The sequence below is a fragment of the Acinetobacter ihumii genome, from assembly GCF_900625095.1.
In the GTDB taxonomy this organism is placed as follows: domain Bacteria; phylum Pseudomonadota; class Gammaproteobacteria; order Pseudomonadales; family Moraxellaceae; genus Acinetobacter; species Acinetobacter ihumii.
Map to the genome: position 1 here is coordinate 135,670 of NZ_LR130760.1, position 13,876 is coordinate 149,545.

Consider the following 13,876-nt stretch of genomic DNA (forward strand, 5'->3'; position numbering starts at 1 on the left):
AATCTATTAAGTTCCAATAAAAAGCTTCCTGAAACAGGGAGAATAAAAATGTCCAAAACCATTGCTACGCTTGTGACGCATGATTTTGAAGATCTTGAATATTGCGAAACAGTGCATGCCTATCGGGCGGCAGGTCATCGTGTGGTGAATATTGAACACCATGAAGGCAATATTGTGTATGGCATTCAACGTAAAACGTCCACCACGATTGATTTAGGCATTGATGACAGCGATGTTCATCACTTTGATGCTTTACTGATTCCTGGTGGTGAATCTCCAGAAGCACTTAAAAATGATCAACGTTTTGTTTTTTTTGTACGTCGCTTTGCCAATCTACAAAAACCAATTTTTATTTGTTGCCATGCTTCGCCCCTATTAATGCATGCTGGTGTCGTTAAAGGACGACGCATCTGTACTGTTCAAACGATTTTGGATGAACTGGAAAATGCGGGTGCTGTCTGTCTGGATCAGGACGTAGTGAATGATAATAACCTCTATATTTCCTCTCGTAGCCCAGATTTATTTCCAAAATTTGTTGATGAAACCCTAAAAGTTTTACGTCTCTAAGGATTTCTAAATCAAAATACGGCAGTTAAGCTGCCGTATTTTGATTTACTGTTGTTGCTTTATAAAATGTCAGTTTAAGCTTTACCAATGATGCCGCGCGCGACAATTTCTTTCATAATTTCATTGGTTCCGCCATAAATACGTTGAATACGCGCATCGACAAAGAAACGTGAAATTGGATATTCAGTCATATAGCCATAACCACCAAACAACTGAAGTAAATTGTCAGCAACCTTCATTTGCATATCTGTACTAAAGCTTTTCAATGCAGCCGCAGTTTCCACATCCAGTTTGGCTTGTTGGTACAGTTCAAGATTCTGATGATAAAAAGCAGCCGTTGCCAACTCATCAATTTTAGCCTGAGCCAAAACAAAACGAGTATTTTGGAAATTTGCAATGGGTTGACCAAAGGCCTGACGTTCTTTGACATATTGTGTAGTGACGTCAATCGCACCACGAATTGCCCCTAAAGCGGTTGCTGCAATCGCTGTGCGTTCACGTGGTAATTCCTGCATTAAATAGGCAAAACCCTGACCAGCCTGTCCTAAAAGCTGATCTTTAGGCACTTTGACATTGTCAAAGAAAAGCTCAGAGGTATCTTGAGAATGTAGCCCGATTTTATCGAGGTTGGTTCCCTTTTTAAAACCGTCTAAATGTGTATCGACCAAAAGCAGAGATACCCCTTTAGCCCGTGCTTGCGGATCGGTTTTAACAGCAAGCACCACCAAGTCGGCATGTTGACCATTTGAAATAAAGGTTTTAGAACCATTTAGAACATAATGATCCCCCTGTAAAATCGCATTGGTTCGCATTGCCTGTAAGTCAGAACCAGCACCTGGCTCTGTCATACCAATTGCACCAACCACTTCGCCACTGACCATTTTCGGAAGCCAGTACTGTTTTTGCGCTTCAGTCGCAATATGCAAAATATAAGGTGCAGCAATTTCTGAATGGCATGAAATTGCTGTAGAAAGTGCGCCATAACCTGCACGGGCAGATTCCTCAACTAACATGAGAGAATAATACGTAGGTACACCATAACCGCCATATTCTTCAGGAACATCGACACACAAAAAGCCATTTTCACCCAATGATGACCAAACTGAACGTGGCATAATCCCTTCTCGTTCCCATTGCTCATAATGCGGTGCAATTTGCTCATTCATATAACGTTTAAAATTATCGCGAAATAATTCCAGATCAGCATCATAAGCTAGCATCTTTTGTTCCTTTCCAAGGTTATTGTTTTCTCTGATCTTTGATGCTAATAATTTTTAGATAAAAAAGCATGTTGTATTGTTCAGAAAAGCAAAACTTTACAGTCAGTCAACCACTCTTGATCTGAGTTTAAATCCAGTCATGCGCTATTTGTGTAGATAAAAAATCCCTGACGAACTTGCATCAGGGATCTCAGTGCTGTCACGAAATCTTAATTATTTTTTCTTCACTATTTGGAGATATTCCTGATAGGACTCTTCTGCAAAACGTCGTAGAGAATCACCAATCGCGGCATATTGATATTCATTCAGATTGGCGAGTGATGCACGTGCAGATGGGTGCTGTACACCAAAACCAGAACCCGGCAGCAAGACCACACCGGTCTCATCTGCAACACGGAACAAGAGTTCGGTCGGATTTTTGGTTTTCATGACCCAGTCAGCAAATTCATCACCATAAAGTTGACGTGAAGTATTTTCAAGATTAATTAAAGTATAGTAATCCACCGAATTTGGATCTTGTGGAATGTCCACACCCAGTTGACGATACAACGTTGCATCGCGTTCACGTACCACTGATTTGACTGCTTTTTTATAATCCTGACGTGAGTCCATCATATTAAATAATGAGAACAACACCATTTGAACTTGCTGAGGGGTAGACAGACCCGCAGTGTGGTTTAAAGCAACATTACGACTATCCGCTACCAGCCGATCAATAAATTTGATACTCGCAGGATCAGTGGTGAGTGAACCATAACGTTTTTCTAAATCGTCTTTGTCCTTTTTCGACAAGGCTGCAATTTTTTTATCCAGAATATTTTCTTTGGCTGTTGCAATGACACCTAAACGCCATCCTGTTGCACCAAAGTATTTGGAGAAGGAATAAACCAAAATGGTATTTTCTGGGCAAATTGCAAACAAGGATTTAAAGTTATCTGCAAAGGTTCCATAAACATCATCGGTTAAAATGATCAGATCAGGACGTTTTTTTACAATATCGGCCAGTACTGCTAATCCTTCATCACTCATTTTTACCGAAGGTGGATTACTTGGATTAACAAGAAAGAAAGCTTTAATGTCTGGATCTTCAAGTTTACGCAGTTCAGATTCTGGATATTGCCATCCCATATTTGGATCTGCATGAATCAAGACTTCTTCCAGTTGATAATCATTTAATTCTGGAATTTCAAGATAAGGGGTAAAAACGGGGACACCAATTGCAATTTTATTGCCATAATCGATCAGCTTATTTTCTTTTAAGGAGTTGAAAATATACGCCATAGCGGCTGTACCCCCTTCAACCGCAAATAAATCGAGCGATTCCTTTGGCATGCCCTGTACACCCATTTCCCGCAAGATGTACTCTTTCACAATTGATTCACTAATGCGCAACATGCGGTCAGGCACTGGATAATTACACCCTAAAATACCTTCTACCATTTCGAGTAGAAAAGCATCTGCATCCAGACCCAATTGGTCACGTACATATGAGACGGCTTTTCCTAAAAAGACCACGCCGGGTTTATCTCGATTTTCCAGCACAAAATGGTCAAAGCGTTGCTGTAAACCCACAGGTCGAGGATATCCTCCCAAACCTTCTGGCATATAAGAAAAAGAAAACTCAGATTCTGTTGCTGAAAATAGGCCTAACTGAAAAAAAGCACGACGTGGAACGGTCGCCAAAAAGTTAGGATTACCACGCCCTGCATTGAGCATGATGCGGTCTGTCTTGCTTTGCGCTAAAGCAATTAATTCATCTTTTAATTCAAAAGGGCTAAGTTTTGCATATTTAGAATAATCTACGTTCGCCATGGAAGTGAACTCCTTATTTATTGTAAATCGATCGTTTTATAAAAATGTTAAGCCAGTCCGACAATTACAGGCCCTAATAATGTTAAGAATACATTGGCTAAGGCATAGGTGATGGCAAAGGGAACCGTTGGAATGGAGTTCCCAGCTTTATCCAAGACTGCACCAAAAGCTGGATTGGCACTACGTGCACCAGAAAGTGCACCGGCAAAGACTGCCACGTTGTCATATCTCAGGATGTAACGACCAAATAGCATCGTCAAGATCAGGGGCACCAATGTCACCACGACCCCAATCATAAATAGAGATAAACCGCTTTCTTTCACGGTTTGAATGGCTTGTAACCCAGACTGTAATCCAACAGCAGCGACAAACCCCGCTAATCCCAGATCTTTCAGTAACTGTGAGGCAGCCAAAGGCATATTGCCATGAATCTGATCACGACTACGCAACCAGCCAAACACCAAACCAGAAAGCAATGCACCGCCGCCGGCTCCCAGTGTTAAAGGAATATCACCGATATGTACCACAATGAGACCAATCGCCAAACCGATTGCAATACCCGCACCATGAAACACCCAGTCTGTTTTGATGCTTTCAGGAATTGCTTGTCCACCTTCTTTAACGACTCGGCTCAGATCACTTTGCGTACCATAAACTGTTACCACATCACCACGATGAAAAACAAAATCATCGCTTAAAGTGACCGCTTCACCATTACGCTTTATGCCTAAGATATAAATACCGTGTTTTAAATAAGGAGGCGTATTTGACTTTAAATCGCCTAGTGTACGATTGATGTATTTAGAATTTTTCAGGATAACTTCACTCGTCTCCATGATTAATTCCATACCTTCAGACGATTGCAACTCATGACCGATCTGACTGGCGACCTCTACGACACCTGTACGACGTCCCACCACCAACACGACATCGTTTGTCTGTAATACTGTCTCTGGACTAATATCAATCAGGCGATCATTTCGTTTGGCTTTTTCAATGGTGATAGTGCTGGCTGTAGACTCGATTTGCTGTATGGTTTTGCCATTTGCTTGCTCGACCCGATAAATACGGCTGACAATTTCTGGCATTGCCATTTCTTGTCCCGGTGCAAGTTCAACTGCTCCTTTAAGCAATTCTGACTGTGCTTTAATCGCATCATCACGAATTTCACGTCCCATGAATTTAGGCAATAAATTCACACAGACAATAATCGCACCCAGTGACCCAAACACATAAGTTACCGCGTAACCAATGGCAACATTCGCTTGTAGGCGTGCAATCTCATCGACAGGTAAATCCAGTCTGGAAAGAGCATCGCCTGCTGTTCCGATAATCGCGGATTGAGTCATCCCACCTGCTGCCAGTCCTGCTGCCAGTCCTTTATCCAGATGGAAAATTTTTGCCATAATAAGTACGGTGACCAAACCACAAATCGCCATAAATGCAGCAAGCAGGATTTCTTTTATAGAACTTGGACCCAGAGATTTAAAAAATTGAGGTCCACTTTCAAAACCTACTGCGTAAATAAATAAGGCAAAGAGAATTGATTTGACCCCATTATCGACTGAAACGCCTATTAGACTGAGCACCACTGCTACAAGTAATGAGCCTGCGACACCACCTAACTGAAACTTTCCAACCTGAAATTTACCAATCCAGAAACCTATCGCAATAGATAAAAAAAGTAATATTTCAGGGCTGTGTTTTAACACGCCTTGTAGCCATTCCATTATTTTTACCTCTCAATATCATTATTATTAAACTTAAATGTTGTTGATTTTTATTCTAAAACTCCCCGATCTTGATCAGGAAAGTTTTATTGGTCAGCATTATTTATATATTTATTTCTAATTTATTCGTATTTATTTTTGATGGCTCAAACCTTAATAGAGAAAGCCACCAAGACATTATTTTACTGGTTTATATTTTAACGATTCATGATCATTAAAAGCTATTTTTTGTGACATTGTTCAAGTAATAATATTGAGATCAACATCAATATTGCCACGTGTAGCATTTGAATATGGACATACAATATGTGCAGCATCGACTAATTTTTTAGCTTCCGCTGCATCCATTCCTTCTACATGTATATTCAGTTTTGCTTCTATACTAAATCCTGTCGGAATTGGACCAATTCCTACCTCTCCTTCAATGTAGGCATCTGCTGGTAGCGTGATTTTGTCACGATGCGCAACAAACTTCATGGCCCCTAAGAAACAAGCTGAATAGCCACCAGCAAAGAGTTGTTCTGGATTAGTCACTGCACCTCCAGCTCCCCCCATTTCTTTAGGTACACCAAGTTTTACATTCAGAACACCGTCCGAAGAAACCACCTGACCATCTCGTCCTCCTGTCGCTTTCGCTTGAGCGCGGTAGACCACTTTTTCAAGAGACATAATTTTCCTACATATTTTTATAAGGCTCTACTAATTTAAAACGAATCTTTTTTTATTTGGCACTTTTATGTTGTATAAATATAAACACCATGTAAATTATTGTTTCTATCAGTAAAGAATTTCTTATTAAAATACAACTACGACCTATTATTCCACACCCCATCCCCAACCATCTTTAATATAATCATTAGCATTATTTATATTTATAATCCAAATCAATTATTTAAAGAAAAAAATATATCAACCAGATAGTTAAAGAAATCTATACATTGTAAATAATATTCAATATTAAGATGATTTTGCATTGAATGCACATTTCATAAACTAACTACAATTTTCAATAACATTAAATTATACATAAAATAGGAAGAGACAAAATGAGCCATAATATTCTATTAGTTACTTGGACTACACCTTCACAAGCATATGAAGCATATAGTCAGGTAAAAAATCAAATCACGGATAATATTTATCAATTAGCTGTCATTGAGCGTCAAAAAGATGGTCAACTGGCAATCAACGATGGTTATAGTTTTACCGCAGGTAACAATACGGTAGGTGGCAGTCTGGTAGGAACACTAATTGGTATTTTAGGTGGTCCGCTTGGTATGTTACTTGGCTTTTCAACTGGTGCATTGATTGGTTCTCTGGCAGATCTTGATGACGTTGATTCTGATGAGGCCGTTCTGGCAGAAATTAGTAAACGGTTACCTGCTGGCTCTACAGGTCTAATCATAGATCTTGAAGAACAAGATGAAAGCGTAACCGACTCCCTGCTGGGTAGCCATGGTGGAACCATTTATCGTTGGGATTACGATGTGGTTGAAGCTGAGATTGAAGCCTCTATTGAAGCTTGGGAACAAGCCAATAAAGAAGCCAATAAAATTTTGAAAGAACAAAGAAAAGAAGAAAATAAACAAAAACGTCAGCAAAAGTGGTCTGATTTTAAAGCAAAATTTAAAAAATAATTAAATCACCGTATTTTTTAATTTTGAACTGCCTTCATCTGTCCGGTATTGTGCTCAAATAAATATATCGCCTATATGAAGGCAGTCTTATTCTTTTTTAATTCTGGTTTTACAGATATTTGATGGTGAATGTAAAATATTTTTAGAGTCTTTACTCGATAGGCTTTTTATTTCTTGCTTTGAAGTACATAGTATTTTACTTAACCACAAGTTTGCCTAAACTCTTCATTCATATCCCTTTTCAGTCTTTCTTTTTTACTGCTATGTATTCATCTGAACAACAAAATATGATCCAAAGTCTGGTCTGGTTTCGTCAGGATTTAAGAATTGAAGATCATTGCGCGCTATGGCATGCACGTCAGCAAGGTAACTGTATTGCAGTCGTGATTTTGTCACCAGAACAATGGAAAATGCATGATGATGCACAGGTAAAAATCGACTTTTATTTAAGACAACTCACTGTTTTAAAACAACAGCTTGATGTGCTCAATATTCCATTAATCATTGAAACAATTCCATTATGGCAAGATGTTCCTCTCTTTCTTCAACATGTGACTGAACAATATAATATTCACTCTGTTCATGCCAATATTGAAGCTGGTGTCAATGAACTGAAACGTGATCATGCAGTACAAGCCATATTGAACAGATTAGATAAGGAATTGGTGCTTTATCATGATCGTACTATTTTCCCACTGGGCTCAATACGAAATAAATCTGAGCAGCCTTATCAGGTGTTTGGCGCGTTTAAAAAAACCTGTTATGAGCGTTTATCGGTTGCATTGCCACAGTGTTTTCCCACAATTGAAAGTCAAAGTGCCGCTTTAAAGCTTAAATCACCCACTCAAATACCTTCAATGTCTGAACTGGGATTTGAGCCAGTGAATACTTCTATGCAAACCTTATGGCCAGTCGGACAAGGAATTGTTCAACAGCAACTTGATGATTTTATCGAGCAGCAATTATATGACTATCATCAAGGTCGGGATTTTCCTGCACAAACAGGTACATCAAAACTATCCGCTTATTTAAATATAGGAATCTTGTCGATCAGACAATGTTTGCAAGCCTTATTTCGGCATCAACAACATCATTTTATAATTGAGCATCAGGGACAGCAAACTTGGCTGGATGAATTGTTATGGCGCGAATTTTATCAGCATTTATTATTTGATTATCCTGAACTTTCTCGTCATCAACCTTTTAAGAAAAATACAAAAAAAATTGTCTGGCGAAATGCACATGATGATTTTCAGGCATGGACTCAGGGTCGAACAGGCATCCCAATTGTCGATGCAGGTATGCGTGAGTTAACTGCGACGGGTTGGATGCATAATCGGGTACGTATGATTTGTGCCATGTTTTTAAGTAAAAATTTATTGATTGACTGGCGTAAGGGTGAACAGTGGTTTATGCAACATCTGATTGATGGTGATTTGGCAGCCAACAATGGTGGATGGCAATGGTCAGCCTCTACAGGAACAGATGCTGTTCCTTATTTTCGGGTGTTTAATCCAATTTCACAGTCTAAAAAATTTGATCCTGATGCCATTTATTTAAAAAAATGGTTACCCGAATTGGCTGATTTAAACACTACCGAGGCACATGAACCTTATGCCAAGAATCCAAATTTGAATATTGACTATCCCAAAGCGATTGTTGATCTTAAACAGAGTCGTTTACGTGTCATTGATGTATTTAAATCACTTTAGAATTGGTGCTAAAATGCGTTTAAAATCGTTCATTTAAGTGATTGCATCTGTATCTATTGACACAACGACCTGACAAAAACAATCATTAAGGTTCATTATGAGTTACTCTCACCATATCGAAAATCATTATATTCATCGTGCTGGCTGGCTTCGTGCGTCTGTTTTGGGTGCCAATGATGGCATTATTTCTGTGACCAGTCTGGTCATGGGCATGGCAGCCAGTGGTGCCAATACGCATACATTACTAATTGCCTGTATCGCGGGGTTAATTTCGGGCGCAACGTCGATGGCAGCAGGTGAATATGTATCCGTTCAATCTCAAAAAGATATTGAACATGCAGATTTAAAATTTGAAGCACGTGAACTTGAAAAAAATCCACATTTAGAGTTGGATGAACTCACCATGATTTATATTCATCGTGGTTTAACGCCAGAGCTTGCAAGAGAAGTTGCCATTCAACTGACCGAAAAAGATGCATTACAAGCACACGCTCGTGATGAAATTGGGATTGTCGATCACACAGCCGCACGTCCTATTCAAGCTGCATTGTCTTCGGCATTGGCATTTTCACTCGGTGCCTTGTGTCCTATGCTGGCAATTTTATGTAGTTCCCCTGCTCATACTGAACGTGTAGTTTTAGTGGCTAGTGTTGTTTCTCTCGTTATTTTAGGAGCATTATCCAGCTATTTTGCAGGCACGTCCTTATGGAAAGGCAGTCTAAGAATTACGATTTGGGGTATTCTGGCGATGGCATTTTCAAGCTGGATCGGTTCTTTTTTTAACGTGGCTGGCGTTTAAATTATTTTCTCATTCATATAGCGCCAATAACGTTTTGGAACATACTGAATATGTAATTTGATATTGTTCCTTGCCTCAATATTGACGCTTTTAAAATAGTCTTTCCACAGTTGATCATATAAAGCTTCATGTTCATCCAGCTCTAAAGTAAAATTTTGACTAAATCCATTCTCAATATTTTTATCCAGCAATGATGCATCAAGCTCGACCTGATGGGTTTGTTGTAAGTCATAATAAATACCGTAATGACGTTTTTCATCATAAATCAACCATTTCTGATCTTGATAACGCGCTTTAAAATGTTTTTCGATTAATGGCAATACATTAAAATCTGGACGAACCAGACTCACAAATAATCCATCTTGAGTTTTTTTGAAGCGGACAAAAGCCTCCATTCGATGCTTCTCACGTCCTACTTGTTTGGTCCACTGTGATACACCCAGCACATCGGCGTGACCATAGTTTTTTTCAACCGAAAATGTGCTCTGGAATACATAAATAGCAAAATTAAACAAATGCTGAAATGCAATCAATTGCTCTGACAAGAACGTGTAGTGAAAGCGTTTAATGGCTTCATTGGAAAGTTTTTGAGTTAAACCTTTCCAGACACGCTGCGCATGTTGCTCTTGGCTGGCAACCACAATGCTTTCTGCAAAAAGCGAATCTTGTAGCTGATGTTCAAGAGCAAGCTGCACATCAAATTCTTTAAATTGAAATGCCCGAAAAATACAACTGAGTAAACCTGTAAAGCTGCCATCAAACTGATAAATGATCATTTGAAATGATTTCAATTCAATCGACTTGGTTAAAAACCAAAGCCCAACTGAGGGGAAAGTTGTTTGCTGTATTTCGACTGCCCCGATTGTAAAATTTGCTGACGAACCTGATGGGGTTGTAAATCTCTTTGAAACTGTGGAGTATCCATACAACGAATAAAATGCTGTGCTCGGCTATACGCCACGCCCATACGTTTAAGCTGATCGATCCGAAGTGCGCCAAAACGTCTAGCCTGCACAATTTTTTGTGCTGATTTCACCCCAATACCCGGTACACGTAAAATCATGTTGTAATCCGCTCGATTTAAATCGACTGGAAACTGTTCAGGATGACGCAAAGCCCATCCTAACTTTGGGTCTACATCCAAATCCAGATGCGGGTGTTGTGGATTAACAATTTCATCGGCAGCAAAGCCATAAAAACGCATCAACCAATCGGACTGATATAAACGATTTTCCCGAAGTAATGGGGGGGCTGAACCGACCATCGGTAAGGCTTTTTCTTGTTCATTGATTGGAATATATCCTGAATAATAAACACGTTTCAGTTTAAATTCCTTGTAATGGCGATCTGCCATCATCATCACATCATAATCTGTTTCATTGGCTGCACCGACCACCATTTGTGTGGTTTGCCCTGCGGGAACAAACTTTGGCACAGACCGAATCAGTTTGCGTTCATCTTTTAACTGAATGAGACGATCACGCACAATACCCAAATCCTTTTGCACTTCAGCATGCGTTTTTTCAGGTGCAAAACGTTTCAGTCCATCTGCTGTAGGCATTTCCAGATTAATGCTCATACGGTCTGCATATAAACCTGCTTCGGTGATTAATTCTGGCGATGCACCCGGAATGGTTTTTAAATGGATATAGCCATTAAAGTTTTCCTCCAGTCTTAACTTTTTTACCACCTGCAACATGCGTTCCATGGTGTGATCCGCAGATTTAAAAATGCCCGAACTTAAAAACAAGCCTTCAATATAATTACGCCGATAAAAGTTAATGGTCAGATCAACCACTTCCTGCACAGTAAAAGCAGCGCGTTGAATGTCATTGGAACGCCGCGAAACACAGTAAGCGCAATCAAAAATGCATACATTACTGAATAAAATTTTCAGCAAGGAAACACAGCGACCATCTTCGGTGTATGAATGACAAATCCCTGAGCCTGTATTACCCAAACCTTTGTCTTTATTTTTTCGATTACTACCGCTTGATGAACAAGACACATCATATTTAGCGGCATCAGCTAAAATTTGCAGCTTTTCGCGGATACGATCTGACATGAAAATCACCTGTGAACTCACTTTGTTCTAGTATAAAAAACCGTGGCCTGAACAGGTGCTTTAACGTCTATTTAAACGACATGAGCTGTCGCTTAAAATGTAACGGATATTGGAGAGAACTAAAATAACAGTGGTGTTTCATCTGGTCGATGTTCGACTGACATCTCGTGTTCATCTTTTAGATTGACACCAGAAAAATCCAGTTGTAAAGATTTTTTCATTAATGAAATCAAACGCTGTGTCGCAATTGTCACGGGAAGTCCCGCTGGACGTACATTTGAAATGCAATTACGCATGGCATCATGACAGCCCAAATGTGCATCATAGGTATAATAGATTCCCAAACTATCGGGAGAACTTAAACCGGGACGCTCTCCAATCAGCATCACCAACATTTTAGCATTTAAAATTTGAGCAACTTCATCGCCTAAAGCAACACGGCTGCCTTGTGCCACCACCAAGGGGGCAACTGACCAATCAAGTTGTTTAAATTCATGCATTAAATGATCAATTAGGCTGGGTGCATTTTCATCAATCGCCCGTGCAGACAAACCATCTCCCATGACCATCACAACATCATATTTCTGAGGATTTTCGGCTTGATATTGTTGTAATTGTTGACGTGATTGTTCGCTTAGACTTCGACCTAAATCTGGACGTTTAAGATAAGTTTCTTTATCTACAGCGCAACTTTGCACCACCAGTAACGCATGCTTGAAATGCAAAAGCTTGTGTTTGAATTGCTCAACATCCAGCGCGTGTAAAACCGCATCTTTAGCCTGTGCATGTGCCAGTTGAAACTCCAGTAATGGTTTGGTCGGCACACTACAACCCACACGTCCCAATGCAATTCGCGCATCGGTAAAACTTTTTAGTTTGCTCCAGACATCCTGATGCAAGGATTGATCATATTGAGTGTCTTTCATTAATGCCATAACGTCCTCCTGTTAAGACATCAACAAGCGTGAAAATTTTTCTGGTAAATGTTCTGCCCATTGAATGTGATGCTGTGACTGTTTAAAAATTCCCTGTTGTTCAAGCCATGATTTAAACTCAGGTGCGGGTTCTAATCCTAATAATTGGCGGACATACAATGCATCATGAAATGATGTGGTTTGATAGTTCAGCATCACATCATCCGAACCGGGAATGCCCATAATAAAATTAATCCCTGCATTGCCTAATAAGGTGAGCAGGATATCCATGTCGTCCTGATCAGCATCGGCATGGTTGGTATAGCAAATGTCACAGCCCATAGGCACACCAAGCAATTTGCCACAAAAATGATCTTCTAAACCTGCACGAATAATTTGTTTACCGTTATAAAGATATTCTGGACCAATAAAACCAACCACAGTATTGACCAATAATGGCTTAAATTTTCGGGCAACCGCATAGGCACGTGCTTCTATGGTTTGCTGATCGACACCAAAATGGGTATTACTTGATAATGCACTGCCCTGACCCGTTTCAAAGTACATGACATTTTGCCCTAAGCTGCCTCGCTTTAAACTTAATGCTGCTTCATAACCTTCTTGCAAAACAGCTAAGGAAATACCAAAGGCATCATTGGCTTGCTGAGTTCCTGCAATAGACTGAAACATTAAATCAATCGGTACGCCTCGGTTTGCCAATTCAATACCTGATGTCACATGTGTTAAAACACAAGATTGGGTTGGAATTTCATAATGCTGAATGACATGATCCAAGAGTTTTAAAAGTTCAGATAAATTCTGCAAATTATCTGTGGCGGGATTAATTCCAATGACTGCATCGCCATTTCCATACATCAAACCATCCAGAATACTGGCTGAAATTCCCAGTAAATCATCGGTTGGGTGATTCGGCTGTAGCCGTGTCGATAAATGCCCTTCTAAACCAATCGTATTACGAAATTGAGTTACTACCCGACATTTCTTCGCCACCAAAATCAAATCCTGATTGCGCATGATTTTACTGACCGCAGCCACCATTTCTGGAGTTAAGCCTGTTGCAAGTTCAGCCAATTTATCGGTTGTAGCATCTTGACTGAGTAGCCAGTTCCGAAAATCACCTACAGTAAAATGCGAGATTGGATAAAACGCCAAAGCATCATGATCATCAATAATGAGACGAGTAATTTCATCATCTTCATACGCAGTGACGGTTTCATTTAAAAAATGCTTAAGCGGTAAATCGGCCAATGCCATTTGAGCTGCAACACGTTCTGTGGCATCGGTTGCAGCAACCCCTGCCAGTTGATCGCCCGAACGTTCAGGAGTTGCTTTTGCCAATAATGTTTTTAATTCTTTAAATACATAACGTTGATTTGCAACCGTAAACTCAAATGACATA

General features: G+C 39.8%; 12 protein-coding genes. 4 read left to right on the forward strand and 8 right to left on the reverse strand.

What is annotated here, in order from left to right:
- The first annotated feature begins 48 nt into the window (after positions 1–48).
- Positions 49–567 (forward strand): DJ-1/PfpI family protein, encoded by a 519-nt coding sequence (locus tag E0D95_RS00680; protein WP_130802073.1) that lies wholly within the window; start codon positions 49–51, stop codon positions 565–567.
- Positions 568–641: 74 nt separating this feature from the next.
- On the opposite strand, the gene E0D95_RS00685 is transcribed toward E0D95_RS00680, so the two are convergent.
- The 4 genes from E0D95_RS00685 to E0D95_RS00700 form a co-directional block, all read right to left on the reverse strand.
- A complete protein-coding gene (locus tag E0D95_RS00685) occupies positions 642–1,787 on the reverse strand; it encodes an acyl-CoA dehydrogenase family protein (protein ID WP_130802074.1) in 1,146 nt (381 codons plus the stop codon).
- Positions 1,788–2,000: 213 nt separating this feature from the next.
- Complete coding sequence (locus E0D95_RS00690) at positions 2,001–3,599, reverse strand: bifunctional aspartate transaminase/aspartate 4-decarboxylase (protein WP_130802075.1); 1,599 nt, start codon at positions 3,597–3,599, stop codon at positions 2,001–2,003.
- A 47-nt stretch (positions 3,600–3,646) separates the two neighbouring features.
- Positions 3,647–5,332, reverse strand: a complete 1,686-nt coding sequence (gene aspT / locus E0D95_RS00695) for an aspartate-alanine antiporter (RefSeq protein ID WP_130802076.1) — start codon at positions 5,330–5,332, stop codon at positions 3,647–3,649.
- Between the two features lie 237 nt (positions 5,333–5,569).
- Entirely contained in the window at positions 5,570–5,998 is a 429-nt protein-coding gene (locus E0D95_RS00700; protein ID WP_130802077.1) for an organic hydroperoxide resistance protein, read from the reverse strand.
- 377 nt (positions 5,999–6,375) lie between these two features.
- On the opposite strand from E0D95_RS00700, the gene E0D95_RS00705 reads away from it, so the two are divergent.
- The 3 genes from E0D95_RS00705 (at position 6,376) to E0D95_RS00715 (ending at position 9,477) form a co-directional block, all read left to right on the forward strand.
- Positions 6,376–6,966 (forward strand): DUF1269 domain-containing protein, encoded by a 591-nt coding sequence (locus tag E0D95_RS00705; RefSeq protein WP_130802078.1) that lies wholly within the window; start codon positions 6,376–6,378, stop codon positions 6,964–6,966.
- Positions 6,967–7,253: 287 nt separating this feature from the next.
- Entirely contained in the window at positions 7,254–8,678 is a 1,425-nt protein-coding gene (locus tag E0D95_RS00710; RefSeq protein ID WP_171478522.1) for a cryptochrome/photolyase family protein, read from the forward strand.
- A 97-nt stretch (positions 8,679–8,775) separates the two neighbouring features.
- Positions 8,776–9,477 carry a VIT1/CCC1 transporter family protein gene (locus E0D95_RS00715; protein ID WP_130802079.1) on the forward strand — a complete coding sequence of 234 codons (702 nt, stop codon included), beginning with the start codon at positions 8,776–8,778 and terminating at the stop codon, positions 9,475–9,477.
- Here E0D95_RS00715 and E0D95_RS00720 read toward each other — a convergent pair.
- The 4 genes from E0D95_RS00720 to E0D95_RS00735 all read right to left on the reverse strand — a co-directional run bounded on the left by E0D95_RS00720 (position 9,474) and on the right by E0D95_RS00735 (position 13,875).
- A complete protein-coding gene (locus tag E0D95_RS00720; protein ID WP_130802080.1) occupies positions 9,474–10,253 on the reverse strand; it encodes a TIGR03915 family putative DNA repair protein in 780 nt (259 codons plus the stop codon). The genes E0D95_RS00715 and E0D95_RS00720 overlap by 4 nt on opposite strands.
- A 29-nt stretch (positions 10,254–10,282) precedes the next feature.
- Positions 10,283–11,542, reverse strand: a complete 1,260-nt coding sequence (locus tag E0D95_RS00725; protein WP_130802081.1) for a putative DNA modification/repair radical SAM protein — start codon at positions 11,540–11,542, stop codon at positions 10,283–10,285.
- A 119-nt stretch (positions 11,543–11,661) separates the two neighbouring features.
- Entirely contained in the window at positions 11,662–12,477 is an 816-nt protein-coding gene (gene eutC, locus E0D95_RS00730) for an ethanolamine ammonia-lyase subunit EutC (RefSeq protein WP_130802082.1), read from the reverse strand.
- Between the two features lie 12 nt (positions 12,478–12,489).
- Positions 12,490–13,875, reverse strand: a complete 1,386-nt coding sequence (locus tag E0D95_RS00735; RefSeq protein ID WP_130802083.1) for an ethanolamine ammonia-lyase subunit EutB — start codon at positions 13,873–13,875, stop codon at positions 12,490–12,492.
- Between the last annotated feature and the right edge of the window lies 1 nt (position 13,876).

Bases quoted from the DNA above. Each gene is read 5' to 3' on its own strand.
- E0D95_RS00705 (WP_130802078.1), top strand. From the start codon at position 6,376: ATGAGCCATAATATTCTATTAGTTACTTGGACTACACCTTCACAAGCA.
- E0D95_RS00690 (WP_130802075.1), bottom strand. From the start codon at position 3,599: ATGGCGAACGTAGATTATTCTAAATATGCAAAACTTAGCCCTTTTGAA.
- E0D95_RS00720 (WP_130802080.1), bottom strand. From the start codon at position 10,253: ATGATCATTTATCAGTTTGATGGCAGCTTTACAGGTTTACTCAGTTGT.
- E0D95_RS00735 (WP_130802083.1), bottom strand. From the start codon at position 13,875: ATGTCATTTGAGTTTACGGTTGCAAATCAACGTTATGTATTTAAAGAA.
- E0D95_RS00685 (WP_130802074.1), bottom strand. From the start codon at position 1,787: ATGCTAGCTTATGATGCTGATCTGGAATTATTTCGCGATAATTTTAAA.
- E0D95_RS00710 (WP_171478522.1), top strand. From the start codon at position 7,254: ATGATCCAAAGTCTGGTCTGGTTTCGTCAGGATTTAAGAATTGAAGAT.
- E0D95_RS00715 (WP_130802079.1), top strand. From the start codon at position 8,776: ATGAGTTACTCTCACCATATCGAAAATCATTATATTCATCGTGCTGGC.
- E0D95_RS00680 (WP_130802073.1), top strand. From the start codon at position 49: ATGTCCAAAACCATTGCTACGCTTGTGACGCATGATTTTGAAGATCTT.
- E0D95_RS00725 (WP_130802081.1), bottom strand. From the start codon at position 11,542: ATGTCAGATCGTATCCGCGAAAAGCTGCAAATTTTAGCTGATGCCGCT.
- E0D95_RS00700 (WP_130802077.1), bottom strand. From the start codon at position 5,998: ATGTCTCTTGAAAAAGTGGTCTACCGCGCTCAAGCGAAAGCGACAGGA.
- eutC (WP_130802082.1), bottom strand. From the start codon at position 12,477: ATGGCATTAATGAAAGACACTCAATATGATCAATCCTTGCATCAGGAT.